The following is a 261-nucleotide window of genomic DNA, read 5'->3' as shown; positions in this document are numbered from 1 at the left end:
CCGGCAGTTCCAGCGCCAGCGTCTGGTTGAACCGGCCGAACGAACCGCGCCGCTCGGCCATGAACCGGACCACCGGCGTCAACGGCATCGCGCCGATGCCGCCGCCCGGCGGCTCGGCGAGCGTCACGGCCGAGGCCTCGGCCGCCTCGGCGGTTTCCGCGACGGCGGCCAGTCCAGCCACGGTGCGCTGCTCGAAGACGTGCCGCGGCGTGAACACCACACCGCGCGCCTTGGCCCGCGAGACCAGCTGGATGGACACGA

General features: G+C 73.9%; 1 protein-coding gene. It reads right to left on the bottom strand.

Annotated features, from left to right (window positions below):
- Positions 1 to 261: hypothetical protein (locus IU459_RS37950; RefSeq protein ID WP_195134354.1), on the bottom strand; the 261-nt coding region annotated here is incomplete at both ends.

The sequence above is a fragment of the Nocardia amamiensis genome (assembly GCF_015477605.1).
Lineage (GTDB): Bacteria > Actinomycetota > Actinomycetes > Mycobacteriales > Mycobacteriaceae > Nocardia > Nocardia amamiensis_A.
The sequence above is the reverse complement of the archived record's forward strand: the minus strand, read 5'-3'. Positions and strand labels throughout refer to the sequence as shown.